The organism is Dietzia sp. DQ11-44, from assembly GCF_014145205.1.
In the GTDB taxonomy this organism is placed as follows: Bacteria; Actinomycetota; Actinomycetes; order Mycobacteriales; family Mycobacteriaceae; genus Dietzia; species Dietzia natronolimnaea.
Genome location: NZ_JAALEC010000453.1, coordinates 1 through 3,434, shown reverse-complemented (window position 1 = coordinate 3,434; position 3,434 = coordinate 1). Strand labels below are relative to the sequence as shown.

5 protein-coding genes are annotated in these 3,434 nt (G+C 71.2%); 3 read left to right on the top strand and 2 right to left on the bottom strand.

What is annotated here, in order from left to right:
• On the top strand, nt 1-739 hold a 739-nt coding region (locus G6018_RS11745; protein WP_182639688.1), incomplete at its 5' end, for an SDR family NAD(P)-dependent oxidoreductase.
• A gap of 48 nt (nt 740-787) precedes the next feature.
• On the opposite strand, the gene G6018_RS11740 is transcribed toward G6018_RS11745, so the two are convergent.
• Together G6018_RS11740 and G6018_RS11735 are read right to left on the bottom strand one after the other, a co-directional pair.
• Complete coding sequence (locus G6018_RS11740; protein WP_182610516.1) at nt 788-1,198, bottom strand: cupin domain-containing protein; 411 nt, start codon at nt 1,196-1,198, stop codon at nt 788-790.
• Nucleotides 1,195-1,620 (bottom strand): DUF1622 domain-containing protein, encoded by a 426-nt coding sequence (locus G6018_RS11735; RefSeq protein WP_182610515.1) that lies wholly within the window; start codon nt 1,618-1,620, stop codon nt 1,195-1,197. Before G6018_RS11735 ends, G6018_RS11740 begins: the two co-directional genes overlap by 4 nt.
• A gap of 81 nt (nt 1,621-1,701) precedes the next feature.
• Between G6018_RS11735 and G6018_RS11730 the strand changes: the two genes are divergently transcribed.
• Nucleotides 1,702-2,832, top strand: a complete 1,131-nt coding sequence (locus G6018_RS11730) for an LLM class flavin-dependent oxidoreductase (RefSeq protein ID WP_182610514.1) — start codon at nt 1,702-1,704, stop codon at nt 2,830-2,832.
• 60 nt (nt 2,833-2,892) lie between these two features.
• The gene (locus G6018_RS11725; RefSeq protein WP_182610513.1) at nt 2,893-3,255 is read left to right on the top strand and encodes an MTH1187 family thiamine-binding protein; all 363 of its coding nucleotides are present in this window, start codon (nt 2,893-2,895) and stop codon (nt 3,253-3,255) included.
• Nucleotides 3,256-3,434: the final 179 nt, after the last annotated feature.

Here is a 3,434-nt window from a genome sequence, read left to right as displayed (position 1 = left end):
CATCGACCCGGTGGCCGCCCGGCGGGTGGCGGAGGAGATCACCCCGGGTACGACGGGAAGGGGATCGGCCCGGTCGGAGGCGCTCGACGTCACCGACGCCCGGGCGGTGTCGGACCTGGTCGGCGAGGTGGTCGCCGAGCACGGGGGCCTGGACCTGATGTTCGCCAACGCCGGAATCACCTGGGGCGGGGACACCGAGCTGCTCACCCTGGGGCAGTGGGACGCGATCGTCGACGTGAACATCCGCGGGGTCGTGCACTGCGTCCACGCCGCGTACCCGGAGATGATCCGCCGGGGAACGGGATCGCTCGTGCTCACCGCCTCCATGGGCGGGTTGTGCCCGGCGGGCCTGATCACCAGCTACGCCATGACCAAGCACGCGGTGGTGGGGCTCGGGCTCTCGCTGCGCGCGGAGGCGGCCGGCCACGGCGTCGGGGTGACCGTGGTGTGCCCGGCTGCGGTGGACACCGCGATCCTGGACAAGGGCGAGCTCGACGGCTTCGACGGCCGTCACTACTACCTCGAGGGTCAGGGCGTGCGGGAGCCGCTGGACCCGGATCTGCTGGCGGAGAGCGTCCTGCGTGGTGTCCTGGGGAACCGGGCGCTCGTGATCGAACCCGCGCGGGCGCGGGCGACGTGGCGTCTGCAGCGCCTGTCGCCGGCGCTGATGGACACGATGCTCACCAGGTACGTGCGCGCGACGAGGCGCCGGCGGGACGAGGGGCCCGCCGGCGCCTGACGCCGTGGACGAGCTCGGGGACCCAGGTGGCCCTGTGCCCGAGGTGTCTCAGTGCTCGTCGGCGTCCGATTCGGCCTTGGTCGCGTGGACGGTGCCGTGCTCGTGCTCCGGCGGGGCGTAGATCGAGTAGACCTTGAGCGGCTCGTCGCCGATGTTGGTGACGTTGTGCCACGACCCGGCGGGGACGAGGATCACCCAGTCGTCGCCGACCTCCTCGTCGAACTCCAGGCGGTCCTCGGCCGGTCCCATCTGGACGCGACCGCGACCCTGCTCGACCCGCAGGAACTGGTCGTGGTCCTCGTGCACCTCGAGGCCGATGTCGTCCCCGGGAGCGATCGCCATGACCGTCATCTGCAGGTGCTTCCCGGTCCACAGCGTGGTCCGGTAGTTGGTGTTGGCGAGGGTCGCGTCCTCGATGTTGACGACGTAGGGGTGGGGTCCGTGATCGGTGTCGGTCATGGTGTGGTCCTCTCGCTCTCGTGCACGTCGGCTCGCGCCTGGTCGTCTCCATCATGCCGGGTGCGGTCGGCTCGCGATCCGGCTCGCTTCTGCCACGGCCACCGGCCCGAGATCTCGAGTTCGAGCGACCAGCTGAGGAACGTCCTGATGAGCACGACCAACGCGAGCAACCCCACCGAGTCGTAGCTCGGCGAGATCGCGACGGTCCGGATGATGTCCGCGGCCACCAGGAGTTCCAGGCCCAGCAGGATCGCGCGGCCGAGACGGCGCCGGAATGCGGTGTAGACGTCACCCTCCGGGCCGTGTCGTCGACGCGGGTCGAGGGCGAACATGGCCGCCACCAACGCGCCCACCACGATGGCGGCCACGCCGGCCGCGTCCATGGTCTTGCCCACCAGTTCCACGGCCTCTGTGAACGTCATGAACGAACTGTAGACCCGCCCGGCCGGGGCGAGAGGGACCTCCGCAGACCCTATGGTTGACAGATCAACTAAAGTGGGGGCATGACTCAACACACCACCTCCGCCACGCCCGCCACCTCCGCATCTCCAGCGTCACACTCCGTCGCCTTTGGCCTCGACACCTTCGGCGACACCACCGTCGATGACCGAGGCGCGCGGGTCCACCACGCCCAGGTGATCCGGGACGTCGTCGAGCAGGCGGTGCTCGCCGACGAGGTGGGCGTCGACGCCTTCGGGGTGGGGGAGCACCACCGCCCCGACTACGCCGTCTCCGCCCCGGATGTGGTGCTCGCCGGCATCGCGACCCGGACGCAGCGCATCACGCTCGGCTCGGCGGTCACCGTCCTGTCCAGTGACGACCCGGTCCGGGTGTTCCAGCGCTTCTCCACGATCGACGCCCTGTCGAACGGGCGCGCCGAGGTCGTTCTGGGGCGCGGGTCCTTCACCGAGTCGTTCCCGCTGTTCGGCCTCGATCTCCAGCAGTACGAGCAGCTGTTCAGCGAGAAGCTGGACCTGTTCTCCGCGCTGCTGCCCGAGACGCCGGTGACGTGGTCCGGGGAGCTGCGGCGTCCCCTGGTCGACCAGCGCGTGTACCCGGAGACCGAGGGCGGGCTCTCCGCGTGGATCGCCGTGGGCGGCAGCCCCGAATCCGTGGTGCGCGCGGCCCGCTACCGGATGCCCCTCATGCTGGCGATCATCGGCGGGCCCGCCGGCAGCTTCGCCCCCTTCGCCGACCTGTACCGCCAGGCCAACGCGCAGCTCGCGGGCACCGACGCCCCGCGGTTGCCGATCGCCGTGCACTCGCCGGGTTTCGTCGCGGAGACCGACGAGAAGGCCGCCGCCCTGGCCCTGCCCCACTGGCTGGTCAACCGCAACAAGATCGGCCGCGAGCGGGGCTGGGGGGACGCGGGGGAGGCCGACTTCCACCGCGAGGTGAGGTCCGGGGCGATGTACGTGGGTTCACCCGAGACCGTCGCACAGAAGATCGCCGCGACCGTGCGCACACTGGGATTGGACCGCTTCGACCTCAAGTACGCCAGCGGCCCCACCCCGCACGAGCACCTCATGAACTCGATCGACCTCTACGGCCGCAAGGTCATCCCGCGCGTCCGCGAGCTGCTCGCCGGGGCGGGGTACGAACCCGGAGTGCCGCAGCAGGTGTCCCGCGGCTGACGGTCGGGTCCGGGCGGGAGTCGATCTGCGTGGGACGGGGCGGAGGCTTACGGTGGTGTCATGCTCTTCGCGTTCTCCGTCGCTCCCACCACGACCGCGGACGACTCGGCGTCCATGAGCGAGGCCGTGGCCGAGGCGGTCCGGGTGGTCCGCGCGTCCGGACTGCCGCATGAAACCACCTCGATGTTCACCACAATCGAGGGCGACTGGGACGAGGTCATGCCCGTCATCCGCGCCGCCACCGAGGCGGTCCTGGCGGTGTCCCCGCGGGTGAGTCTGGTGCTCAAGGCCGACCTGCGGCCCGGCCGCTCCGGTGAGTTGCGCGGGAAGGTGGACCGGGTGGAGCGCCGCCTGCAACACGGCCTGGCGGCGGACCCCGGGGGTGGGGAGAGGGGCGACGACGACGAGGTGGTCGCCTCGTGACCTCCCGCACTCCCTCGGATCACTCTGTGAACGACTCCGGATCCGACGGCCTGCACGGCGCGGACGGTGCCGCCCCGCGTGGTCCGCAGACGGTCGCGTACGTGGCGGCCACCGCGCTCGGCGGGATCGGCGCGCTGGTGGTGGCGGCCGTGGAACTGACCTCCCCCGAGGCCGGCACC

Bases quoted from the DNA above. Each gene is read 5' to 3' on its own strand.
- G6018_RS11740 (WP_182610516.1), bottom strand. From the start codon at position 1,198: ATGACCGACACCGATCACGGACCCCACCCCTACGTCGTCAACATCGAG.
- G6018_RS11730 (WP_182610514.1), top strand. From the start codon at position 1,702: ATGACTCAACACACCACCTCCGCCACGCCCGCCACCTCCGCATCTCCA.
- G6018_RS11735 (WP_182610515.1), bottom strand. From the start codon at position 1,620: ATGACGTTCACAGAGGCCGTGGAACTGGTGGGCAAGACCATGGACGCG.
- G6018_RS11725 (WP_182610513.1), top strand. From the start codon at position 2,893: ATGCTCTTCGCGTTCTCCGTCGCTCCCACCACGACCGCGGACGACTCG.